The sequence below is a fragment of the Lentzea albida genome, assembly GCF_900111005.1.
GTDB lineage: Bacteria > Actinomycetota > Actinomycetes > Mycobacteriales > Pseudonocardiaceae > Lentzea > Lentzea albida.
This window is the reverse complement of record NZ_FOFV01000009.1, coordinates 213800-236488: the sequence shown is the minus strand read 5'-3', so window position 1 is coordinate 236488 and position 22689 is coordinate 213800. Positions and strand designations below refer to the sequence as shown.

The 22689-nt window shown below is 68.5% G+C and carries 20 protein-coding genes; 7 read left to right on the top strand and 13 right to left on the bottom strand.

Annotated features, from left to right (window positions below; all coding sequences use genetic code 11):
* Window positions 1-4: 4 nt before the first annotated feature.
* Genes gad through BMY74_RS23620 form a run of 3 tightly spaced genes read left to right on the top strand, consistent with a single transcriptional unit; the run spans window position 5 to window position 2231 of the window.
* Complete coding sequence (gene gad / locus BMY74_RS23630) at window positions 5-1414, top strand: glutamate decarboxylase (protein ID WP_089919714.1); 1410 nt, start codon at window positions 5-7, stop codon at window positions 1412-1414.
* A gap of 34 nt (window positions 1415-1448) precedes the next feature.
* Window positions 1449-1877, top strand: coding sequence for an SAM-dependent methyltransferase (locus BMY74_RS23625; RefSeq protein ID WP_177229882.1), 429 nt, complete (start codon window positions 1449-1451; stop codon window positions 1875-1877).
* Window positions 1878-1892: 15 nt separating this feature from the next.
* Window positions 1893-2231 (top strand): hypothetical protein, encoded by a 339-nt coding sequence (locus tag BMY74_RS23620; protein ID WP_089919550.1) that lies wholly within the window; start codon window positions 1893-1895, stop codon window positions 2229-2231.
* 96 nt (window positions 2232-2327) lie between these two features.
* Here BMY74_RS23620 and BMY74_RS23615 read toward each other — a convergent pair whose 3' ends face one another.
* The 13 genes from BMY74_RS23615 to BMY74_RS23555 form a co-directional block, all read right to left on the bottom strand.
* Complete coding sequence (locus BMY74_RS23615) at window positions 2328-2915, bottom strand: hypothetical protein (protein ID WP_089919548.1); 588 nt, start codon at window positions 2913-2915, stop codon at window positions 2328-2330.
* A 151-nt stretch (window positions 2916-3066) separates the two neighbouring features.
* Entirely contained in the window at window positions 3067-4521 is a 1455-nt protein-coding gene (locus BMY74_RS23610; protein ID WP_089919546.1) for a pyridoxal phosphate-dependent decarboxylase family protein, read from the bottom strand.
* Entirely contained in the window at window positions 4518-6638 is a 2121-nt protein-coding gene (locus BMY74_RS23605) for a molybdopterin-containing oxidoreductase family protein (RefSeq protein ID WP_218159709.1), read from the bottom strand. The genes BMY74_RS23610 and BMY74_RS23605 overlap by 4 nt, the downstream gene beginning before the upstream one ends.
* A gap of 9 nt (window positions 6639-6647) precedes the next feature.
* The gene (dapF, locus tag BMY74_RS23600; protein ID WP_089919543.1) at window positions 6648-7511 is read right to left on the bottom strand and encodes a diaminopimelate epimerase; all 864 of its coding nucleotides are present in this window, start codon (window positions 7509-7511) and stop codon (window positions 6648-6650) included.
* 5 nt (window positions 7512-7516) lie between these two features.
* On the bottom strand, window positions 7517-8224 hold the full coding sequence (locus BMY74_RS23595; protein WP_089919541.1) for a 2OG-Fe dioxygenase family protein: 708 nt from the start codon (window positions 8222-8224) through the stop codon (window positions 7517-7519).
* A gap of 40 nt (window positions 8225-8264) precedes the next feature.
* Window positions 8265-9290, bottom strand: a complete 1026-nt coding sequence (locus tag BMY74_RS23590; RefSeq protein ID WP_218159708.1) for an iron-containing redox enzyme family protein — start codon at window positions 9288-9290, stop codon at window positions 8265-8267.
* A gap of 364 nt (window positions 9291-9654) precedes the next feature.
* Window positions 9655-9816: an SDR family oxidoreductase gene (locus tag BMY74_RS23585; protein ID WP_281244998.1), complete on the bottom strand. Its 162-nt coding sequence runs from the start codon at window positions 9814-9816 to the stop codon at window positions 9655-9657.
* 22 nt (window positions 9817-9838) lie between these two features.
* A complete protein-coding gene (locus BMY74_RS23580) occupies window positions 9839-10216 on the bottom strand; it encodes a hypothetical protein (protein ID WP_089919536.1) in 378 nt (125 codons plus the stop codon).
* Window positions 10217-10959: 743 nt separating this feature from the next.
* Window positions 10960-12336 carry a pyridoxal phosphate-dependent decarboxylase family protein gene (locus BMY74_RS23575; RefSeq protein ID WP_425434852.1) on the bottom strand — a complete coding sequence of 459 codons (1377 nt, stop codon included), beginning with the start codon at window positions 12334-12336 and terminating at the stop codon, window positions 10960-10962.
* The gene (locus tag BMY74_RS23570) at window positions 12327-13502 is read right to left on the bottom strand and encodes a tryptophan 2,3-dioxygenase (RefSeq protein WP_089919532.1); all 1176 of its coding nucleotides are present in this window, start codon (window positions 13500-13502) and stop codon (window positions 12327-12329) included. The genes BMY74_RS23575 and BMY74_RS23570 overlap by 10 nt, the downstream gene beginning before the upstream one ends.
* Before the next feature lie 16 nt (window positions 13503-13518).
* Window positions 13519-14700 (bottom strand): acyl-CoA dehydrogenase family protein, encoded by a 1182-nt coding sequence (locus BMY74_RS23565; protein ID WP_089919530.1) that lies wholly within the window; start codon window positions 14698-14700, stop codon window positions 13519-13521.
* Between the two features lie 13 nt (window positions 14701-14713).
* Window positions 14714-15931 (bottom strand): MFS transporter, encoded by a 1218-nt coding sequence (locus BMY74_RS23560; protein WP_177229881.1) that lies wholly within the window; start codon window positions 15929-15931, stop codon window positions 14714-14716.
* A 264-nt stretch (window positions 15932-16195) separates the two neighbouring features.
* Window positions 16196-17080, bottom strand: a complete 885-nt coding sequence (locus BMY74_RS23555; RefSeq protein WP_143091679.1) for a hypothetical protein — start codon at window positions 17078-17080, stop codon at window positions 16196-16198.
* Window positions 17081-17848: 768 nt separating this feature from the next.
* Between BMY74_RS23555 and BMY74_RS23550 the strand changes: the two genes are divergently transcribed.
* From BMY74_RS23550 to BMY74_RS23535, 4 genes are all read left to right on the top strand, one after another.
* Entirely contained in the window at window positions 17849-18820 is a 972-nt protein-coding gene (locus BMY74_RS23550; RefSeq protein ID WP_218159707.1) for a thiamine pyrophosphate-dependent dehydrogenase E1 component subunit alpha, read from the top strand.
* A complete protein-coding gene (locus tag BMY74_RS23545) occupies window positions 18817-19830 on the top strand; it encodes an alpha-ketoacid dehydrogenase subunit beta (protein WP_089919525.1) in 1014 nt (337 codons plus the stop codon). The genes BMY74_RS23550 and BMY74_RS23545 overlap by 4 nt, the downstream gene beginning before the upstream one ends.
* Window positions 19827-21005: a 2-oxo acid dehydrogenase subunit E2 gene (locus BMY74_RS23540; RefSeq protein WP_089919523.1), complete on the top strand. Its 1179-nt coding sequence runs from the start codon at window positions 19827-19829 to the stop codon at window positions 21003-21005. Before BMY74_RS23545 ends, BMY74_RS23540 begins: the two co-directional genes overlap by 4 nt.
* 196 nt (window positions 21006-21201) lie before the next feature.
* Window positions 21202-22290, top strand: coding sequence for a GRAS family protein (locus BMY74_RS23535; RefSeq protein WP_089919522.1), 1089 nt, complete (start codon window positions 21202-21204; stop codon window positions 22288-22290).
* The last annotated feature ends 399 nt before the right edge of the window (window positions 22291-22689 follow it).

Here is a 22689-nt window from a genome sequence, read left to right as displayed (position 1 = left end):
TGTGATGTTTGAGCTGCGAGGAAATCCCACGGGCTGGCGACTGCCGCAGGAGCCGATGACGGCGGGCGCGGCATACCAGGCGGTGCAGGACGAGCTGCGCCCGGACGTGCGGCCACAGCTGAACCTGGCGACGTTCATCACCACCGGGATGGAACCGGAAGCCGAACGGCTGATGGCCGAGTTCCTCTACCACAACACCGTTGACGGTGTGCAGCCGTTGCACACGGCCGACTTGGCGCAGCGGTGCGTCGCCGCGCTCGCCGATCTGTGGCACGCTCCAGATCCGGACAGCGCGGTCGGCACGTCGACCGGCGGCTCCAGCGAGGCCTGCATGCTCGCCGGGCTGGCGATGCTGATGCTGTGGCGCTCCCGCACCAGCGGCTCACGCGAGCGGCCCAACCTGGTCATGAGCACCGCCGTGCACGTCTGCTGGGCCAAGTTCTGCGCCTACTGGGACGTCGAAGCGAGGCAGATCCCGGTGGCCGAAGGGGGCTCCGGCATCGACCCGCACACTGCGGCCGAGGCGTGCGACAGCAACACCATCGGCGTGGTGACCGTGCTGGGCACCACCTACGACGGCTTCTACGAACCGGTGCAGCAGGTGTGCGCCGCGCTGGACCGGCGGTGCGCCCGCGACGGCGTGGACGTGCCGGTGCACGTCGATGCGGCCTCCGGCGGGATGGTGGCACCGTTCCTGGACCCCGCGCTGGTCTGGGACTTCCGGCTGCCCAGGGTGAGCTCGATCAACACGTCCGGGCACAAGTACGGCATGGTCGCTCCGGGGCTGGGGTGGATCGTGTGGCGCGACCCCGGCGTGGTGCCCGCTGAGCTCGGGTTCTCGACCGACTACACCGGTGGCCGCATGTCGACCCAGACCCTGTCGTTCACCCGGCCTGTCGCGCCGGTCATCGCGCAGTACTACCAGTTCCTCCGCTTGGGTGCGGAAGGTTACCGCGCTGTCGTGCAACGCTGCCGCGACCTCGCCCAGTCACTGGCCGCCCAGCTCTGCCAGGTCCCCGAGTTGCGGGTGATCTCCTCCGCGGACCATCTGCCCGTGGTCGCGTTCACGACCCACGACCACGCCGGCTTCAGCGTCACCGACCTCGCCGACCGCCTCCGCCGGCGCGGCTGGCTCATGCCCACCTACGCACTCCCGTCCGACCAGGCCGACGTCACCGTCGCGAGGATCGTCTGCCGCAACGACCTCTCCGACGTCCTCGCCCGCCGGCTCGCGGACGACATCGCCACCGCGGTCACCGCACTCCGCGCCGACCGCGGTGGCTCGCGCTCTCGGCGACGCCGCGACGTGGTGCCGTCGAGCTCGGAGATCGCCTTGACGATCGACGCGGGGAAGACCCTGGGGCGCGGGGGATCCGCCGATCTCGACACCGTGGTCGCCGGGGTCGCGCCCTGACGCTCGTCGGAAGTCGCCTCACCGCGTGCACGCTGTGTCCGATGATCTGCCTGCGCACCCCGGCTTCCCCGGGGGCGCAGGCCGCCGAGGAGTCGTCACGTCCCACCCGAACGACGAGTCCTTCCCACTGCCGGGCGCCGATCTGACCCGATCGAGCGTCGCCCGGATCTACGACCACCACCTCGGCGGAACCAACAACCGGGAGGCCGGCGGGCAGTTCGCCGAGCGCGTCCTTCGCGACCACCCGGTGGTCAGGTCGGTTGTCTGCGCCAACCGGATGTTCCAGCGCAGGGGTGGTGCGTTACCCCGTCCGGTTGGGCATCCGCCAGTTCACCGACATCGGGTCCGGCACGAGCCGGTGATCGTCGATCACGCGAACCCGCTGCTCGAAGGCAACGGCGAGCCAGGCCGACATGCGGCTGTCCACGCGGACATGCGCGACACGGAACGGGTCTGGTCGTGAATCGCGGACACCGGCGTGATCGGACTGCAGGGACCGGCGGCGGTGCTCCTCATGGTGGTGCTGCGCAGCGACAGCACCGAGGACCTCGGCCCGTGCCTCGACGCCACCTACCGCGACCTGCTCGTGCCGGGGTCGTACCTCTCCCTGTCCCATGTCACCGACACGGAGATCTCCCGGCAGAGCGCCGCGATGCTCGGCGAACCGAAGAGCATGTACGCGAACTCCGTCAGCGCAGCCATCTTCCGCGTCCGCAAGGGGATCACCGCTCTTTCGGAGACTTCACCCTCCTGGAACCCGGGGCCACCTGGGCATCCGACTGGCATCCGGAAGAGGCGAGCGGGCACGATCAGGTAGCGGATCTCAGCGAACCGAGCGGGTCGCTGCTCCTGGTCGGCCCCGCCCGGAAGTGAGGCGCCGGACCGGGCGAGCCGGTTCCGGCGCCGAAGCCGGTCAGCCCGGCCGACGAGCTGTGCGCCACATCGGTTGCAGGAGTTCGTGGCCGTCGAGAACGACGGGTGGGCCGAGCGGCGTGTAGTCGCGGGAACCGAAGAAGTCCACCAGCCGCCTGCTCGAGGCTTCGCCGTAGGCATCGCGGCCCAGCTCGTCCAGGACCTGGTGGTGGTGGTTCAGCAGCAGGGTGGCCGCACCGTTGTTCTGCTCGGTCGGGCGCACGGCGAGATATGCGCCGTAGTAGTGGGACTGGTGCGGATGCGCGGAGAGAAAGGCCGCCTCGAACCGGGCGAACCGTTCGAAGTACGGACCGGTGAGGTCCCTGAGCCAGCTCTCCCGTTCCGGTGTCGGCTCGGGTTCGACCGCGTGGTCGAACGCGACCAGGGCGGCGGACAGGTCCGGGAGGGTGTAGACCACACCGCAGGCGATGGCGTCCCGAACCTCGCGTTCGAGGTAGTGAGGACCGATCTTGCGCCAGTCCTCCAGGTCGTCCACCAGCCAGCTGGTGAGGTCGAGGTCGCGGAACGACTCCGTGATGAGTTCGCCGAGCGCTGGAGCGTCCGACTCTGTCGCGAGCACGATCTGCATGGCAGAACTCCTAGGTCAAAGCCGGGCGGCTGATGGGATCGCCGCGCGACGCATCTTCACAGCGGGCACGTTCGGCCCGCTGACCCGTCCGCGACCTCCTGCTCGACTGCGCTCGGATGTCCGCCCGCCGGTGTGCACCGCCCCAGCCGGATCACCGGGATTCCACCAGTCCTGCCTGTTCTTCCGCCGCAACGGCGACGACCTGGTCGAGCAGGGAGCGGTAGTCGGCGCCCGAGGCGTTCGGGTGCAGGAGGGTGAGCTTGAGCCACAGCTTCCGGTGACCGTCCACTGCGTCCGGCAGTGCGGCTCGCCCCACGATCGCGGTCCCCCTGGCCAGCAGTTCGCGCCGGATGCGGCCGACGAGCGCGTCCCCCGCGGTGATCGGCAGCTCGTCGAGGACGGTCGGCCGGAAGAGCACGGTGGACAGGGAGGGGCTCTGCCACAGCCGCAAGTCGGGCCGGCGGTCGATCTCCGCCGCGACCTCCAGCGCGGTCGCGCAGCAGTGGTCGACCAGGCGACCGACCCCGTCGGTGCCCAACGCCATCAGCGTGACCGCCATCCGGAACGCGTCCGCGCGCCGCGAGGTCCAGATCGACCTGCCGAGCAGGTCCGGCAGGCCGGCGTCGACGTCGTCGGACGCGTTGATGTAGTCCGCGCTGATGGTCAGCGCACCGAGGTCCGCCGCGTTGCGCGTCGCGAGGAGACCGGCCGCGATGGACTGCCAGCCGAACTTGTGCATGTCCAGCGTCACCGAGTCTGCCAGCTCAACGCCTCGCACGTGCCCGCTCCACTCCTCGCTGCACAGCGCGAGTCCGCCGTAGGCCGCGTCCACGTGCAGGCGGGCCCCGAACCGGCGGCACGCCCCGGCGATCTCGGCCAGCGGGTCGATCCGGCCGGTGTTGGTGGTGCCCGCGGTGGCGACGACGAGGGTGGACGAACCGAGCCGCTCCAGAGCGGCTTCCAGGGCCGCCGGAACCATCCGGTCGTCTTCACAGGCGACGACGACCGGGGTGGGCAGACCGAGGAGCCAGGCCGCCCTCGTCACGCTGTGGTGGGCGTTCGCGCCGCACACCACCTGGAGGTCGGCACCGAGCAGAGTGCGCGCGAGGAGGAGCGCAAGGAGGTTCGACTCGGTCCCCCCGGAGGTGACCACGGCGTCGGGGGAGAGCTCGGCCGGGTAGCAGAGGCCGGCGATGCCCGTGGTGAAGTCCCGCTCGATCTCACTGGCCATCGGCGCCAGCTCCCACACGTCCATGGACGGGTTGAGCGCGCTCGCCACGACGTCCGCGGCGACGGACACCGCCAGCGACGAGCAGACCAGGTGGGCCGCGCAGTGCGGGTGGGCGGGATCCGCCGAGCCGAGGCCGAGGAGCCTGCTCATCTCCTCCAGCGCGCGTTCCTCGCCGATGCCCTCACGGGGCAGCCGGCCCGTTCCCCCGCCGGCTGCCGCGAGAGCGGCCGAGACGACAGCGGGCCCTCCCGCGGGCAGCGGGCCGCCGCGTTCGCGGATGCCGGCCTCCATGCCGCGCAGGGCCACCCCGAGCAGAGCGCTCAACTGCTCGGCGCCCTGCGGTCCGCTCGCCAGCTGGACACCGTGTGCGCTCATGTCGACGCTCCTCCTCGAATCTGCGCTGCCGGGATCTCGACGGCTTCGACCGAGACCCGGTTGTCGTGGAACACCGCTCCACCGCCCATGTCCGCATCCCGCTCGTCCACCGTGGCGTTGACCGTCGCGCCGCCGGTGAGCTTGAGCCAATGGCCTTTGGTCGTGCTGAGGACACCGCGGCGGACCCGTGCGTCGACCAGCACGTCCGCGGTGAACTCACCGCGTCCGTTGAACACCCTCACGTGGGTGCCGGTGGCGAGCCCGTGTGCGAGGGCGTCGTCGGGGTGCACGACCACGGTCGGCGAGCCCGCTCTGCGCCGCAGCTCGTCGTTGTTGCCGAAGATCGTGTTGATGGCGAAGTGCGATGCCCCCGCTATGAGCACGAACGGGTGGCGTTCGGCCATCTCGTCGTCCACGACCTCCAGCGGCGGGGTGTAGCCCGGCATCGGGTCGAGGCCGTCGGCGGCCGCCGAGGCCGAGACGAACTCGAACTTCCCCGACGGGGTGGGGAACCCGTGCTCGAACGGCGCGAGCGGGCTGGGGTAGTTGAGCCGGGCCCACCCGCTGGCCCGCAGACCGTCGAGCGTGATCCCGTGCAGCGAGGGGTGGTCGGAGTCGAGGAGCTGCTCGGCGAGCCGCTCGTCGGAGTCGTAGAGGCTGGGCTCGCGCAACCCCATCCGCTTCGCCAGGTCGCGGAAGGTGTCCGTAGTCGATCTGCATTCGCCCGGAGGCTCGACGGCACGTTCGTTCCACGCGAGGTACAGGTGGCCGTACGCGTCCATCAGATCCGTGTGTTCGTGCTGCATCGTTGCGGGCAAGACCAGGTCGGCGTAGTCGACGGTGTCGGTCGGGAAGTGGTCGATCACCACGGTGTACAGGTCTTCCCTGGACAGCCCCGCGCGCACCCGGTTCTGGTCGCTGGTGCTGACCACCGGGTTGGCGCCGTACACGACCAGCCCCATCACCGGTGGGTCGCTCGCTTCGAGCAGCCCCTCGGCGAGACGCGTCATCGACAGCGTCCGCACCGCTTTCGGGCGTAGGTCGTCGCGGAACAGCGCCTCGCGGTTCCCGCCGAAGTAGGTGTCGGTGGAGAACATCAGCCCACCGCCGGGCCGATGCCAGTCGCCCGTGACGGCCGGGATGCAGGCCAGCGTTCGCAGTGTCGCGCCCGCACCCGCGTGCCGTTGGATACCCTGTGAGGTGCGGATCGCGGTGGGCTTGGTGCACGCGATCCGCTCACCGAGATCCCTGATCTGCTCGGCGAGGACACCGGTGATGGACGCGGCGCGTTCGGGCGTGAAGGCCAGCACGCGCTCGCGGAAGTCCTCCCAGCCGAAGCAGTACCGCGACAGGAAGTCGTCGTCCTCCCGGCCAGTCGCGACGATGACGTGCATCAGGCCGAGTGCGAGCGCGCCGTCGGTCCCGGGCATCGGTGCCAGGTGTTCGTCCGCGGCTGCCGCGGTCCGCGTGCGCATCGGGTCGATGGCGACGACGTGACCACCGTTCTTGCGCCCCGCCTCGATGAACCTCCAGAGGTGGTGCCCCGACGTCAACGTGTTCGTGCCCCACAGCAGGGTGAGCTTGGAGAGCGCGAAGTCCTCCGGGTCCATGCCCCTGCTGGTGCCCAGCGCGTACGTCAACCCGGTCAGGCCCGCGATGGAGCAGATCGTCATGTCGTGGTGGGATGCGCCGAGCACGTTCCACAACCTGGTGCCCGCTCGCCCCTGCACTCCCTGGAGGTACCCGAGCGCACCGGTTCCCTGGTAGGGCCACAGCGCCTCACCGCCGTGCTCGTCGGCGATGCGGGAGAGCCTGTCGGCCATCTCGTCCAGCGCCTCGTCCCACCCGATCCGCGCGAACCGGCCCTCGCCCTTCGCCCCCACCCGGCGCATCGGGTGCAGGATCCGGTCCCGGTGCGAGGCCTGCTCCAGGTAGCGGTTCACCTTGACGCACAGGGTGCCCCTGGTGATCGGGTGTTCCGGGTTGCCGCGCAGCCCGGTCGCCAGCCCGTTCTCCACGGTGACCAGCCAGCTGCAGCAGTCGGGACAGTCGAGCGGGCACGCTCCGGCGACCTCGCTCGTGGTGCCGGTGATGGTGAGCAGGTTCTGGCGAGGCACGACACTCCCTCAGGACGGTTGCGGTTCTTTCACCCGCGAGGCGATCCCGGCAGCCAGCCGGCCCGTGGCGATGTGCTCGACCTCACCGGTCATGAGCACGGTGCCCCGGCGGTCGAACCGCGTGGTGAAGGCACCGCCGCTCATGACCACTTCGACCTGGTCCCCGACCAGACCGAGGCGGCGTGCGGCTGCGGCGGCCGCGCAGCCACCACTGCCGGAGGCCAGCACGCGGCCCGCTCCCCGTTCCCACACCACCACGCCCAGCACGTCCTGACCGACGACCGCGGCGAACTCGACGTTCACCCTGCCGGGAAACCGTGGATGCGCGGACAGCAGAGGACCGACCGAGTCGACCAGTTGATCATCCACAGCGGACAGCACCAGCACCGCGTGTGGGTTGCCGTTGTTCAGCGCGGTGACCCGCCACCGGATACCGCCGACCTCGATCGGCACGTCCACGGCCTCGCCCGCGCAGCCCTGCAGGGGCACCGACTGTGCGGAGAAGTCCGGGCGGCCGAGCTCGATCGACACGATCCCGGCGTCCACGTCGTCGACGGAGATCGTGGACGTGCGGAACCCCGTGTCGACGACCAGCTGCCTCGTCCCGTGCAGGCGTGCGTGCTCGAGCGCGAACGCGCGCAATCCGTTCGCACTCCGCTCGCACGCCGAACCGTCGGCGTTGTGGATGCGCACCTCGACCGCGCCCGCCGCGCCCGGTCGTCCCAACGGCCCGAACACCACCCCGTCAGCGCCGACCCCGAAGTGGCGATCGCACAGAACGCGTGCGGCGAGCGGACCTGCGGCCACGCCGTCCTGCGGCTCGACGAGCAGGTAGTCGTTGCCCATCGCGTGGTACTTGGCGAACGCCACCATCGCGGTCAGTCCTCTGTGGTACCGGACGTGCCGTCGGCGAGCGCCTTCGCGTCGTGCTCGTCGCCGTACCACTTCCTGCTCCACCGGGAGAACGCCGCGATGAAGATGTCCCTGTTGGCCGGGCGACCGTCGATCGACTCGACGTCCGTGACGTCGTGCTGGATGGCCCGGTCGTCGAGCAGGACCGCCTGCCCCTCCTCGATGGTGCCGCTCCAGAAGGGTTCGTCGGCGCCCGGCTTCCACAGCCTGGTCAGCGCACCCCCGACGTTGGCCCGCCGGAGCACGCCGATCATCACGTAGTCGTGGCCGTCGTGGTGCACGCCCTCCGGGGTGAGCGGCGCGGTCGAGGCGTTGGTCGCCTGCGACCGGTTCTGGTGCAGGTTGATCGACCAGTCCTCGGAGAGGTCGAGCGGAAACCCCTGTACGCCCGCGCGGAGCAGGTCGGTGAAGTCGACCTCGACAGGCTCGTACCGGCGCCGGATACCGCCCGCCACCGGGTTGAACTTGACGAAGGTCGTGTAGTCGCGTTGTGGCAGCAGCTCGAACGAACAACCGGAGTCCCGGTCCTGGGACAGCCGGTACTGGCAGAACCGCTTGAACCTCGTGCCATGACCCATGTACTCGTCGACCGGTAGGTTGTCGTAGCTCGCCAGCAACTCGGTGGACGCCGCCGGGAGGTCGATGATGCTGAAGCCTGCTTCGTTGAGTGCCATGTCCGGGAACCCCTTCCTCCTCAAGACGCGGGACGGCCGCTCACCCGGCGGTCGTGAGCCTCGCGGACAGGTCCACTTCGGACATCCGTTCGTCGAGGTAGCGCTGCGACGAGTTCAGGCGCCACAGCGTGCCGCGGGCGATTCCCCTGCGCATGGCGGGTGATGTGGCCGCGGGTTTGATGACGTTGTGGAACCAGCCGGCGGCGTGCTGGGCGTCCACGGTGATGTGCAGGCGGTGGTAGACGATGCCCACGTCCGGCAGACCGAGCCGTTCCCAGGCATGCACCACCTGGACGAAGCGGTCGGGGACCAGCCATTCGGTCATGCCGAGGAAACCGACCGCCTCCGGGTAGCTGGAGCGGTAGCGGCACAGCATGACCGCGAGGTTGCCGGACAGCAACGCGTTGGCGGTGAGGGCGTTCTCCAGTTCGTCGTCGGTGATGTCGAACACCTCGAAGATCTGCTTGAACAGGTGGGTGTGGACCTCTGCCGGGTTCCCGTTGCCCATCTCGTCCCAGAAGTTCCGGGCGATCTCCATCTTGGCCGGACCGCTCGTCCCCACCTGCATCAGTGCGAGGAGGTCGTCGAAACGTCCGTCGATCACCGACTCCTGGATCATGTAACGGCGGATCGCTTCGGAGTCGGCGCGGTCGCGGATGAAGTCGGTGTAGTAAGGGTGCTTGAAGACGGTGTGCCGCCGCGCCAGCTTCTTCAGCCAGGACACGAACTCGGCGGGTTCCGCGGGCGCGTTGTCGAGCGATCCCGCTTCGATCCGTGAGTCCTCCGCCGCCGCGGTCGCCTGTTCCAGCAGGCGCGTCACCCGGTGCAGCGCGGTCGAGCCTTCGGCAGACGGTTCGCCGGGCGCCACTCGCAGCTGCGTGGTGTAGATCCGCGACAGCAGGAGCTGCTGCCGGTAGAACATCTCCGGGTCGCTCGCGGCCGCTCGGCGGTTGAGCTCGTGGATCGCACCGAGCACCCGTTCCAACTCCACCGGATGCACGAGCCGGTCGACTTCGTCCGCGGGCCGGCCGAGCCAATCCGACACCCGCTCCACTGCATCGCTCACTGGAAACCCTTTCCGGAGGCCAGGTCTGAACGACTGCGAGTGCCCTTCCGGTGTAGACGGAACTCGACCGCCGTCCCAAGCGAGGACAGAGAATCACCCGAACAGGTCGGAGTGGCGTGCCGCACATGCGGATTGCCCCCGCACACCAGCGGATCGACCCGAACACCCACCTGGAACAGGAGAGGGTCCACATGCTCAGCCGGGGCTGCCGGGCGGATCGTGGAATGCCGTCGGCAAAACCCGTGCCGGCGCGTCCCACGCGGTGGACAGGCAGAAGTGCCCACCGCCGATGAGCTTGTCCGCGCCCAGCACCCGCCGACGTCTCGGAGTCGAAGAATCCCGGTGACACGCAGTTGATCAGCAGTCACCGGTGCCATGCACGGGCGAGCGACCGGGTGGCCGACTCCATGGCGCCCTTCGCCGCCGAATGAACGCGCCGTCCCGGACGGCCGCGTTGCGCGCACACGGACTCGATCATGACCAGACGACCACGTTTCCGGAGGAACTGGCGTCGTCTGCGGCTCAATGTTCACCTTTCCGACTTCCCCTCAGTGCAAGTCTTCCAAGAACGACAGCCGCGGCACGGCGAACTCGGCAGGCCTGCGGCGCGCATACACCCGTAGCCGCACGACCGCCGGCTGGCTGAGGAGCACTTCACGCACGGCCGGTGGTGAGCCCGACGCCGTGGTACGGACTGCGGACCAGTGACTCCCGTTCCGGATCCTCAGCCGAGGACGGTCGATGTCCTCCTTGGTCAACCAGGACAACAGGAAACCAGCGCGGCCGTCATGCACCGCGAAAGCCGCACCGGTCTCGGTCGACGCGTAGATCCAGCTGATGCGGGCACGTGGGAAACGGCGGGCTTGTTCGTCGAGCAGACGTTGTTCGACGGCCTCTCCACCGAGGGGGATCTGCTCGAGTGTCAACCACGACGGCCCGCTCGCACCGCGCAGCAGCGCACGACGCTCAGAATGTCGGCGTGGCCGACACCGCGGTGACACCCTCCGCCGCTGTCAGGTCCGCCCAGTGCTCCAGTTGGTGGGCACCCACCCCCACCCCGGCGAGACCCTGGCCGGGCACTGCCATGGACGAGGTGACGAGCTGCCACCAGGCACAGCTGCCCGGGTGAAGGGGAGGAGCCACCGGCGGCGTTCCTGGGCCGCTTCACCGTCGTCACCCCGGCGAGCGTGTGAGCCACTCGCTTCGGGCGGCCGGAACTGCCGCTGGTGGGAACCCACGTGCGTCCGGGCGTTGCGTCCGACGCGTGGTGGTCCGCGCGTCCCGGAACGGCGAAGCCCGCCGCTTCGAGCTCGGGGGTGCAGGTCTCGTCGAAGCGTTGCGCGGGAACGACGAGCAACTCCGTGTCGCCGCGCTGCTGGTGCACCGACACCGCGGCCAGAGCCGTGCGGCGGTGGTTCGTTGCGATCACCGCCGAGCGCTTCGAGAGCAGGCCTCCCGCGGCAGGTCGCGCCGGGAGCCCCGGATCTCGCCGGCGACGATGAAGTTGTTCGCCGTCAAGGTGAACGCATCAGGGAGGCCAACTGGTCGATCGGGTCACCGATGGTGTCGAGCGGTGACCGGCGAGCTGAGGTACTTCCAGTGACGGTAACGAGTTCCCGTCCGCTGATCCGGCCCGAACCGCCACGACGACCGCCCGTGCAGGCCGCGCTCACCTGAGCTCGGTGTGGGAGACGGCCAGCGCCTCCACCCTGTAGTGCAAGTACGGGATGAAGTCTTCGAACTCCGGTTTCATCAGCGCGCTGCGGATGATCCGCGCCTCGGAGGCATCGGCGGTGATACCGGGATGTCGGCTGACGAGTGCATCGGATCGCACCTTCAAAGTGCTCAAGAACACCGCGTCTGCCTCTGTGGCACCGCTCTCCAGCATTGCGGCCGAGGTCTGATCCACCAGCCGCATGCTCGCGGGCCGGACGACAGGGAAGTAGGTGACGATGTCCAGCTCAGGTTCCTGGTACAGCTCGAGGGTCTCGGACGACGCTATCCTGGCTGACCACTCCAGGGCGGCCCGCCTGCCGGCGCCGAGCACTTGGCCCAGTCCCGAGGGGGTCGGCGGCAGGACCTGGAAGGTGAGCCAGAGGGCTGCCGCGGCCGCACCGGCCCGCGAGCACTCCAGGCTCGTCTCGCCGGGGTTGAACTCGGCAGGAGCGCAGTAGGTGTACGGAGAGTCGTGGGCGTAGAACCGGTTGACGTCCGGGTCGTTGAAGAGCACCGCGCCGCAGCCGTAGGGCTGCAGTCCGTGCTTGTGCGGATCGACCACCACGGAATCACACCGGGAAATGGCCTGCCACGGCTCTGGCGGTAGCGCCTCCGCGGTGTCCGATCCCCTGAGCAGCGTGAAGAAACCGCCATAAGCGGCATCGACGTGGATGCGGATGTCGTAGCGCTCCCGCAACGCGAGGACCTCGTGGATCGGGTCGACCGCGCCGAGACCGGTCGTGCCGGCTGTCAGGACGACTGTGCCGATGCGCTGTGTCCGCAGCAGCCCCTCCAGGGCCTCGACGTCCATTCGGCCCCGGCTGTCTGCCCGCACCGCATGACTTTCCAAGCCCAGGACGCGGCACATGCGGCTGTGCGTGAAGTGGGCTTCTTCGCTGAAGGCGACGCCTCGGCCCGGTCGGAGTTCTCGCGCGACGTAGAGGGCTTCGAGGTTCGCGATCGTGCCGCTGGTGGTCAGATGGCCGAGCGAGGTGCCGAACCCGAACATGCCGGACAGCTGGGCGACGACCTCCTTCTCCATCTCGACGGTGGCCGGGCCACCGTCGAACGCGTGGTTGTTCGGGTTGACCAGCATGGCTGCCAGGTAGCCGATGGTGGCAGCGGAGTGCGGCGGGCGGACCATGTGCCCGGCGTACGACGGGTGGAAGAAGGGGTAGTTCTTCCCGAGCCTCTTCGTGAAGTCGTGAAAGGCCGCCGCGAACACGTCATCGTCGACCTCCATCGACGGATGGGGTGAGAACGGTGGGAAAGTGTTCTGCCACCTGGCGTTCTCTTCACGTGCTCGGATCATCCACTTTGTCAGATCCACGGATATCCTCGGCTTCCGTCGAAGGAAGGATCGTGCTGGGGGCGCTGCTCGCCGATCGGCCAGAAGAGCCGGTTCTCCGTGCACCGCTGCAAGTACTCGATGCCCTCTGTGCCACCGGTTCCGCTGCTGCCGCTTATCATCGATCGCGCGATGGAGTGGTGAGTGCGCTTCCACTTCTGATGACTCTGTTCCAGCAGCTGCAGCGCGTTCGTCACCAGCGTGCTCTCCGCGTCACTCCACCTGCTCTGCCGGCGACGGTGCCAGGCGGACAGGGAGTCGTGCCCGGACAAGGCGCGCAGCCGCACGCGGGGAACGGAGAGGAACGCGGGGGAGTCGAGACGACCTCTTCTCGGCAACGCGCAGAAGATCTCCACCAACTTGTACGCTTCCGACTGGATCGCGCTCGATCCGTCGGTCCGCATGCGGAAGGCCCGGAAGTTCGCGGGCGGCATGGTGGCCAGCAGGCTGAACAGTCCCGACGCCTGGTCCAGCGTTGTAGCAGCCGACTCAATCCGAGCGGCAACCTCGGAGACGCATCCGGACGCTGCAACCGCAACTGCTTCCTCAAGCGTGGCCGCCATCATCGTGAAAACCGTCTCGTAGCATTGCAGAACTCGGATGAAGAGATACTCGTCGTGGTGGTCCGAGACGGGGAGAACGCTGAAGCGGACGACTTCCTCGACCAGTTCTCCCGCGAAACCAGGTCTTGTTCTCGGTGGGTCGAAGTGCTCGCGCAAGGAGGCTGTCTTGTGAATTCTCTTGAGTGCGAGCTGACGGCTTGGCCGACCGTTCGGGAGGAACTCGCTGCCGTCGTCCTTCATCGTCATCCACTCGAACTCGGCCAGGTCCCGCAAGAGGTGCGCGACGAGGTCCCGTCCGGTGTGGGTGTTCCCCGTCGTCGGGAGCAGGGGCTTCAGAACGTCCAGGGCCAGGTAGCTCCGGTAGGAGTACCGGTTCTCTGCTTTGTCCAGAACGCAGTTGTAGAACTCCGCGATCACCGGTTCGGTCGCGGCGTCGGCGCGGTTCGCTCTGACCTGTTCCAGGGCCTCGTCCCCGAGCCGGTCCTTGCCGTGCCGCAGTATCTGCAGACGGATCGAGCTTGCCAGGCCCGGTGTCGTTTTGCCTTGCCGTGCATCGGTGACGGAGGCCGCCGCGCGCTCACCCACTGTCGTTCTCCGCGGCTCAGACATCACGCCGGAGACCGGGTGGAACTGCCGCGCCCATCCTGGTCAGCGCGTAGGCCCGATACGGTCCGGAGTAGACGTTGATGGCGTGGTTCAACCCGGCATGCGCATCGCGCCAGAAGCGCTGCATGGGCCGATCCGACCGCAAGGCGTTGCCGCCTGAATGGCTGTAGAGGCGGTCGAGTGCCTCTACAGCGCGCCGGCTGCCGCGGACCTGGTCGCAGCGGGCCGCGGCGCGGAGCTCGAACGGCACCTCTTTCCCGGAGCCGACGATGTCCCACATCCGGCCCACGTTGGCCATCATCTGGACTCGCGCGGACTCGACCTCGGAATGGCACTCGCTCAGCTGCGCCAAGAGGAAGTTGTCCTCACGCACCAGCCGACCGGACTCGTCGACCCGGTCGCGCTGGTAGTCGAAGGACGCGGCGAGAGCGCCGCGGCACATGCCGATGATCGCTGCCGTGATCGCGTTGGGGAAAATGGCGGACCAGGGCATGCGGAAAAGGTTCTCGCTCCTGCCTGCTTCCCGGGCCGCGACGCCGCTGACGATCTTCTGCTCCGCTATCACGCGCTCGGCAGGCACGAACGCGCCGCTCACCGTGACGTCTTTGCTTCCGCTGCCGCGCAGCCCGACCGCGTTCCACGACCCGTCGATGATCGTGTAGTCGCTCCGCGGCAGCAGCATGTGCAGGGTGCCGTCGGCACCGGCGCCATCGCCTTCGGCATCGACCACGGTCGCACCCAGCCAGGCCCATTCGCAGTGGTCCGTGCCGGATGAGAACGGCCACCTGCCGCTCAGCAGATAGCCTCCCTCAACCTTTCGCGCCTTGCCGAACGGTGAGAACGGCGACGCTATCCAGGTGTCCGGATCAGCCGCCCACACGTCGTCCTGAACGGACTCCGGCATCAAGGCCAGCTGCCACGGGTGTGAACCCAGGACACCTGCGACCCAGCCCGCCGCGCCGCAGGACTCGGCGGTCATGATCACCGCGTCGAGGAACTCCCGCGGATCGGCCTCGAGGCCACCGTGCTTCGCGGGTTGCAGCATTCTCACCACACCGGTTTTCCGCAAGATGTCCGCGGTGTGCGTGGGGAGTGTCCCCAGCTCCTCTGCTTCGGCTGCCTGGGCCCCGAGTTGCACACGGGAACCCTCGATCTGCTCAAGAACATCGTTCGCCATGTGAAGTGGTCCTTCATCGTGAAGTGTTCGGTGCTTCTGTCTTCGTTCGGAGCTTCAACCGCGAACGCAGCAGATGGGCGGCCGCAGCAGCCGACAACGCGCAGATGACCGGGAGGAAGAACGTCGACCGGGCACCCAGCTCGTCTGAGACCTTGCCGACGATGGCGGTGCCCGAACCGAAGCCGAGCGAGAGACTGGACCACACCCAGTTCATCGCTTCGGTCTGGATCGCCACCGGAACGAGCTCGTCGAGGAGGTGAAAGCTGTTGATGACGGTCGGCGCCATGCTGAGGCCGTTGACCGCAGAGCACGCCATGAGGGTGGGCAAGCTGTCCGCGGTCAGGTAGAGGGCGGGGAGCAGGCCGAAAGCCGAGGCGCTCAGGGCAAGCTGAAGCGACGTCGGCCTGCTTCGCGTCCGTGAGCCGTACAGGATGGCCGAGACGCCACTGCCCACTGCGAAGCACGTGAGAACGAGGCCAGCGCCACCTGGCCTGCCCAGGTCGGCCGAACGTGCGACGAGCAGCACTTCCGCGGCACCGCAGGTGGCTCCCACCACGAGCAGCAGGAGGAGCAGCAGCGGCATGCCCGGATACCGTGCGGCGAGGCGCCGATGCCCGCGGGAGACGGGAGGTTGCCTGGGCGGCTCGGTGTGTCGCTGGAAGATCAGCCAGGTCGCGCCGGAGGCGGTGAAGAGGACTGCCGAAGCGACGGCCAGGTACGGCGAGACGTGGACCGCGAGAGCTGCTGTCAGGAGAGGGCCGATCGCGAAGACGACCTCGTCCAGTACCGTTTCGACCGAGTAGGCGGCGGATCTCTCAGCGCTGTCGCCCGGCCACATCGTCGCCCATCGCGCTCGCGTCATCGGGCCGGTGTTGACCACTGAAGCGCCCAGGAGAAGTGCCAGGAGCAGGGTCGCCGGAAGAGGTGCGCCGAGTGCGACCGATCCGAGCACCATCGTGGCCAGCGCGAAATGCGCGAAAATGGACAGGAGCAGTGTTCTGCGCTGCCCGAAACTGTCTGCGATGATCCCGGCGGCGGGACTGCCCAATGCGTTCCCGATCGTCCAGCAGCCGCTCACCAACGCGGCTTTCCCGTACTGTCCGGTGGGCAAGGCCAGCAAAAGGAGCAAGCCGAGCGGGTAGATTCCGACGAAAAGACGCGACAGCACACCCGCGATGCAGAAGGACGCGGCACCCCGCTTGGCGAAGGCGCTGCGGTAACCGGCGAACACAGCGGACCTCCAAGGGCGGTCGGACGAGTTGGTGGACAAGACAGCGAGAATTCACCGCGCTCGTGGAGATCAGGTCGCCGCAGCGCTCCGACACTGTGCATCGCGGATGGTCGCGGATGCGAGGCTCGTTTCGCCTGGCGGGACGGTTTTGTGAAGAACCGGTCGACAACGTCGCCGCCCGTGTCCGATCGGGAAGCTCGCCGAGGCGAACGGGCAGACATTCTTGGTCCGAAGTCGACGGCTGGTAATGGTCCCGCGCTGAAGCTAAGGGGCAACCGGGCGTCGGGGGACGGGCGAACCCACCATCTCGCGCGGACGCACGAGCGAGTGCTGCAACAGTCCGTCCAGCCGGGAACGCAGGAACAAGCGGTACGGGTTCGGCTCGCACAGTCCCGCCAGGGTGCTCACCGCCCGCGAGTGCAGGTCGTGGATCTCGCGGTCGTACAGCTGCACGGCACCAGGGGTGCTGGAGAGGTCCCGGAGCACCGTCCTGGCGGCGGCGTTCCGGCCGGCCTCCTCGCCGAGTCGAATCATGTGGTGCCTGAGGTGCGTGCTCGCGACCTTGCAGGCGTTGGCGAGCAACAGCGGTGGTGTCCGATCGTCGCCGGCGGAGTTCGCGGCGGCCTGATCGGCCAGCAACCCGTACAGCCTCCCGAACTCGCGCCACTGCGGCCCGTCGGAAGGCGCGCAGGTCCGCGCCGCCATGAACGCCTCACGCGCGTAGGCGTTGCTTCGAGCGCTTGGCCTCGAAGCGAGATCGACCGCCGTCTCTTCGAGGTCGGTGGTCCACCCCCTGCGGAGGTCCTCCGCGATGTCGAGAGAACGCAGGTAGCGCAACGGCAACCGGGCGGCCGCCCCGCTCGTGCGCGTGTCCGCACCGGCCCACCACAACGCCGACATCACCGACACCGGCATGGTGTTGTGCAAAGAACCTCCCGCTGCCGCCGCGGTGACGACGGCGAACAGCCGGGCGAACACCAGAGGCGGCTCCACCTGCCTGAGGAGCTCGGCGCTCGACGGGGGAGCCGCCGCGGCAGCCCGGAGATCGGTCGCGAGGCGGAGCTCCGCGTCGACGCAGCGAACGGCGATGCGCAGGGTTCTGGCGAAGTTGCCGAGAGGAGGCCGGGCGCGATGCTCGGTACTGGGCATGGTGGATCCCAACTGCTCAGCTGGAGGGGAAGGGCAGGCGCCACCGGCGTGCCGCCGGCGGCGTGCATCACAGCACGCCGTTGATCTCGCGGTGAAGTGTTGTTCCGCACCGCGTCACCTTCAGGCCGATGATCGTGGCGGTTCGGGCACCGGGCCGGAGGACGCAGGTTCGCGAATGATCTCTCGCGTTGCCCGTACCCGACTTCGATCTCCGGAGTCGGGTACGGGCATGGACGGTGACCGTGGGTCGGGTTCGCGCCTGTTCCGACCTGTGAGAGCACCTCGTAAAACGTCCTATGTAGACGATTTATCCTGTTCTTCGCGGACTTCCCGGGACAGTCTGGAACAAGGAAGATCAACTGTGAAGGAAAAGCTGATGTCGTCTCTGGGGAGAGGTCGGGGCCAGGAACCTGACACGAGGAACTGAACCTCAGAAGTATCCTTCGGACACATGCATCGCGGCATTGTGACGACTTGCGTCGATCTTACTGTGACGTGGACGCAGGGGCCCATGTGGTTGCCGAGCCTGTCCCGCACGTTGGAATGACGGCTTCTGCGGAACGGGCAGACCTGTCAGACTCCGAAGGGAAAGGTTCGCTCTCATATCCAGAAATGGACCGCAACCGAGATTGCTTCGCATTCTTCCGAATGTCGCGGTTTCATTGAATCGTAACGGGCACTCCACGTGACCTCGCTCGTACGAAAGTCAGTGGCCAAGTCGGATCACCTGGTGTGGCCAGGTGGTCGAAGTTCCCTGAGGAGTCGAATGTGGCCAGCGCAGCACCCCATCTCATCGGCGGCACCACCACTGCGACGGTGCCCCCGGCCCGGACAGGCGCTGAGCCCCTGTCGCTGCTACCGGCCGAGGACCTCGACACCCTGCTGATGATCCGCCACTTCGAACTGGCTGTGCTGGAACTGTTCTCGCAGGGTCTGCTGCACGGCACCACGCACACCTGCCTCGGACAGGAGTACATCCCCGTCGCGCTCTACGCACTGCTGGACGAGGGCGACTACATCTTCAGCAACCACCGCGGGCACGGCCACTACCTGGCCCGCTTCCGCGACCCGCACGGCCTGCTGGCGGAGATCATGGGGCGCGAGGGCGCCGTGTGCCACGGGGTGGGCGGCAGCCAGCACATCTACCGCGACCGCTACCTGTCCACCGGCGTACAGGGCGAGAGTCTGCCGGTGGCCGCGGGTGTCGCCCTGCACCTGCGACGGGCCGAGCCCGGACGGATCGCGGTGGTGCACATCGGCGACGGCACGTGGGGCGAAGGCGCGGTGTACGAGGCGCTCAACATGGCCCAGTTGTGGCGGCTGCCCCTGCTGGTCGTGGTCGAGAACAACAAGATCGCTCAGTCCACCCCGACCGAGCGGCAGATGGCCGGCACCATCCAGGCCCGCGCGGCGGCCTTCGGCATCCGGTACCACCACGTCACCTCTCATGACGTCGTCCAGGTGCGCCGGGAGCTGTCCGACGCGATCGCCGACATCCGCACCCGACCCCAGCCCCTGGTGGTGGAGTTCAGCACGCACCGCGTGGGCCCGCACAGCAAGGGGGACGACTCGCGCCCCGCCGAGGTGGTGCGGCACGCGGCCGCCCGCGACTGGTACCACCGGTACGGGGAGCGGCACCCGGAGCAGTTCGCCGTGGCGGACCGCAACCAGCGGCTGGCGATGGCCGAGGTCGTGCGCGAGGTCCAGGCCCGTCCCGCATCCCGCTGGGAGCACTCATGACCAGGCCGGAGAGGGTGATCGGCAACCTCAACAGAGCCCTGCACAAGCTCCTCGACGACGATCCCCGCGCCTACGTCGTCGGCGAGGACATCGCCGATCCGTACGGCGGCGCCTTCAAGGCCACTCGCGGTCTGTCGGACCGTCATCCGGAACGGGTGATCTCCTCACCGATCAGCGAGGGCGGCATCGTGGGCGTCGCCGCCGGGCTCGCCCTGACCGGCAACCACCCGGTCGTGGAGATGATGTTCTCCGACTTCGCCGCCCTCGCCTTCGACCAGCTCCTGAACTTCGCCAGCAAGTCCGTGTCGATGTACGGCCGCACCGTTGCGATGGGCATGGTGGTCCGCTGCCCGACCGGCGGCAACCGGGGCTACGGGCCGACCCACAGTCAGAGCCTGCAGAAGCACTTCATCGGCATCCCCGCGCTCAGCCTGCACGAGATGTCGCCGTTCCACGACAACGCGGACGTCCTCACGGCGATGCTCTCCCGCGAGCAGCCGTGCATGTTGTTCGAGGACAAGACGCTCTACACCCGCGGCATGCACCAGGGCGGTGTCGTCGACGACCTCTTCCGGTACGAGCTGCTCGACGACCCGAGCCGGACCGCGCGCGTGTTCCCCGTGGACTGCGGCGACCCCGACTGGATCATCCTGGCCCCCGGCGGTCTGACCGAACGAGCCGTCGCCGCCATGCGCACCCTGCTGCTGGAGGAGGAGGTCACCTGCGAGCTGCTGGTGCCCTCCCGGCTCTACCCGTTCACCGTCGAACCGCTGCTCGAGACGGTGTCCCGCGCTCGCCGCATCTGCGTCGCGGAGGACAGCGCGGCAGACGGCACCTGGGGCGAAATGCTCGCCCAGCAGCTGCACCAGCACCTGTGGCGACGGCTGGCCCGCCCCGTGCTGCTGCTCAGCGCCCAGCCGAGCGTGATCCCCACCGCCGCCCACCTGGAGCACGCCGTCCTGCTCCAGGCGACCGCACTCCGCCGCGCCCTCACGGAGGCTTCCCAGTGATCAGCGTCGAGCTGCCCACACTCAACACCAACGACGCCAGCTACGTCCTGGTCGAATGGCTCGCCGAACACGGCGCGCACGTCGCGACGGGGCAGCCGCTGGTGGTGATCGAGACCTCGAAGGCCCAGCAGGAGATCGACAGCACCGCCGACGGCATCCTCCACACCCTCGTCGCGGACGGCGCGGACTGCCGCCCCGGTCAGACTGTCGCCCACGTCTTCGCCTCGGCGGACGAACGCAGTGCCTACCTCTCCGCTCCGGCCGTCGACCCCACGGCACGGCCGGAGCCGGCAACCGGTGCCGGCCTGACGCTCACCAAGGCGGCGCGCGCCCTCGCGGACCAGCACGGCCTGACCGACGACGAACTGCGCGGCCTGGGCCGCACCGTGATCCGCGCAGCCGACGTCGAAGCGCTGGTGCCACGCCCCGTGCAAGCGGGTGTCCCCACCGTCCGGCGACTGCCGGCACAGCAGCGGGCGGTGGGCGCCGTGGTCACCGAGTCGATGCGCACCATCCCGGCAGCAGCCGCCTACGCCAAGGTCGACGTCGGCCAGGCTCAGGACCTCGCCCGGCGACTGCGCCGGCGCACCGGCAGCGTCGTCTCCCTGCTCGGCCTGCTCATCAAGTCGGTGGCGGAGCAACTCCCGGCGCACCCGAGTCTGTTCGCCCAGCTCCTCGACGACGGCACCTTCCAGCCTGCCCCCCGCGCACACGTCGCGGTGGCCGTGGACGCCGGGAAGGGCCTGTACACCCCGGTCGTGCACAACGCCGCCGCACTGAGCGTCGCCCAGATCGCCGACGCCGTGACAGGATTCCGCGACAAAGCCGTCCGCGGCACCTTCCGGGCCGACGAGCTCACCGGCGCCAACATCTTGATCGCCCCACACACCGCAGACGGCGTGGTCTTCGCCACCCCCATCGTCTTCCCCGGCCAGACCTGCGCGCTCTCCTTGGGCGCCATTGACGAACAGCTCGTCCTGGACCAGCGGGGCAGGCCGGAAGCCCGCCGGTTCACGTACCTCGGCCTGGTCTACGACCACCGCGTGGTCAACGGCCGCGACGCGATGGCCTTCCTCGGCGACCTCAAACGAGCACTGGAGACACCAGCCGCCCTCGCGGCCGGCGCCGAAGGCGACGAGGACGCGCAGAAGAAGGCGTGCGAGCCCGCGACCTGACAGCGGGACCTCCACGCACGGCGGACAGCCGGAGCACGGCGTCCGCAGCCCACCCCTCGGCACACGAGCGCTGGTGCCGGGGTGATGACAGTGATCCCGTCGAAGGACTCAGTGTGCGGCTGGTCCGGTCAGTCAGCCTTCGGCGGCGCTCCGCAACACCGAGAAGTTCCGGTCATTTCGAGGAGGCTGCTGCCCGATGGAGAAGTTCGCCTTGCTGTGCGACGCCGTCGCCCACATCCACGCCGGCCGCCCCGCGCAGGCTCGCCCTGCGCTGGAGACGTTGCGGAAGCTGATCGGGCCTGAGGTGCAGCCGCAGGACGCGGCGTACGAGCTCTACCGCGCCGCACTGGTCAACCGCGTCGAGGAGCACGGCAGCCCTTCGGAGACCAACCTGTACACACAGACCTACGACCAGGCGCAGATCGATCTGTACTACCTGCTCACCACCCACCTGCCGTTCATGGACACGAGCCGGGTCGTCAACGAGCTGCTCGCCGGGCAGGTGGGCGCCGCAGACGACTTCGCCCTGATGTCGGTCGGCATCGGGCACGGCCGCCAGGAGAGCGCGCTGCTGCACGGTCTCGCGGCCGCAAACCCGGGGTTGCGCCACTGCACGGTCATCGGTGTCGACCCCGACCGGGAGAGTCTGGCCACAGCCGAGCGCACCCTGCGGCAGGCCACGGCCGAGCACGGTGTCGATCTGGACTTCCTCCCGGTGGCGAAGGTGGCCGAGGACCTCGACGACGACGACTGGATGAGCCTGTCCCGCATCGACGTCCCGTTGGTGGTCAACGCCTCTTTGGCGCTTCATCACATGCAGGACCCGAGTCCCGGTCACGACGCCCGGGACGAGTTCTTCCAGCGGTTGCGCATGCTGGACCCGTGCGGGGTGGTGCTGAACGAGTTCGACACCGACCACCACGAGGTGTCCTTCCCACAGCGGTTCTTCAACTCATGGCGGTTCTTCGGCACCATTCTCCGCGCCATCGAGGCCGCGCCCGCCACCCGGCAGGAGAAGGACCACATGAAGACGTTCTTCGCCCGCGAGGTCATGAACATCGTCGGCTCGCGCACCGACGACCAGCGTTTCGAGCGGCACGAGGCGGCCGTTACCTGGATCAACCGGCTGCGCCGCTGCGGCTTCGAGCCTTACGGTGACGCCCCGGGGCTTTCGGTTCCCCCGCTCCCCGCGGACTTCACGGTTCGCGTCCTACCCGACCAGGTCCGGCTCGGCTACCGCAACGCCACGGTCTGCTCGGTCATCGGCGCGCGTCCTGCCGGATGAGGCATCCGGAGGCTTGCGCGGTGACCACACTTGCCGAGCACCTGTCCACTGTCGCATTCGTACGCGCTCAATCAGGGCAAGGGGTCCAGCTTGCAGTTCAGAAATCCTGCCCCCTTTTGGCGCAAGTCAGGTCGCCAGGGGGTGTGGTCGCCGGTGAGGGCACGAGGGCAGTGGCGACCTCGTTGATGCCGACAGGCGAGGAACTTCGGGTTTCAACCGCCGCAAGCTGCATCGCTGCTGATCAACCGCATCGTCGCCGTATCACGGCCGTTGTCGGGAGGATGCTGGCCACCTGATTTGCGCATTGGTGTTCGGCGCCCATCGTGGTCGACACAGAACCGTAGTGGGAGGAAAAGGGGAGAAGTCAAGGCGGGGTAACGGGATCGAGCTGCCCTCAAG